Consider the following 1,003-nt stretch of genomic DNA (forward strand, 5'->3'; position numbering starts at 1 on the left):
CAACGGATACTTCAGCTTCTGGCAGGCTTCGATCAGAAGCGGTGACGCAGCCCCACGGTGGCGGCGACCTGGTTCTGCGTGGTCGACGGCGACAGCGTGTTGATCATCGCCACGTTCTGGCGGAGGTTGCCCATCTCGCCCGACGCGTGCTGGTACACACCCTGGACGTACACGTCGGTGCGGCGCGAGAGTGCGTAGTCAGCCTGCAGCGAGACCGTGTGCCACTTCGGATCGCCCGAGCCGTCCGCGCCCTTGACCTTGCCGTTCGTGAACGTGTACGACGCGTCCAGCGCAAGTGCCGGCGTCAGCGCGTAGCGGCCGTTCAGCTCGAAGTTGTCCATGTGCAGGTTCATGCCCGACGGGAACCCGACGAGGCTGCCGCTCTGGCCGCCGGCGATCAGGTTTTCGTACTGCGTGTGGGTCCACACGAAGCCGGCCGTTGCCGGGCCGTACGTGTAGTTCACGCCTGCGCCGACCGTGCGCTGCGTCTCGGCCGACAGGTTGGAGTTATTGCCCGCGCCCGCCGAGTTCGCGCCACTGGAGTTGCTGACCGTGCGCGAGTTGTTCATCTGCAGGTAGGCCGCCGCGAAGTTCAGCTGGCCGATGCCGTACGATGCGCCAACGCTCCACGCACGGTTGTTCGCGAACTGGCCGGGGTCGTTGCTGAAGCCGTACAGGCCGCCGAACTTGAAGCCTGCGTAGGTGGCGCTCTGGTACTTGACCGAGTTCTTGATCGAGAACGAGTGGTCGAGGTTGTCGTTGTCGAACGGGTGAGCGGCCAGGTTGTTGCCGAAGCCCGAGCCGGTATCCGACAGCGGTGCCACGTAGTCGACCATCGAGTCGTACTGGCGGCCCAGCGTCAGCGTGCCGTACTGGTTGCTCTGCAGGCCGACATAGGCCTGACGGTTGAACATCGTGCCGGCTTCAGTGTCCTTGCCGTTGTTCAGGTTGAAGCCGTTTTCCAACGTGAAGATCGCGTGCAGACCGCCGCCCAGATCTTCGC

Annotated in this window: 1 protein-coding gene; it reads right to left on the reverse strand. The window is 64.3% G+C overall.

Features of this window, described 5'->3' with window-relative positions; genetic code table 11:
* Positions 1-32 precede the first annotated feature (32 nt).
* A partial coding sequence (locus ACFPTO_RS25145; protein ID WP_377715808.1) for a porin occupies positions 33-1,003 on the reverse strand: 971 nt, incomplete at its 5' end.

This window comes from Paraburkholderia denitrificans (assembly GCF_042655705.1).
Classification (GTDB): Bacteria; Pseudomonadota; Gammaproteobacteria; order Burkholderiales; family Burkholderiaceae; genus Paraburkholderia; species Paraburkholderia denitrificans.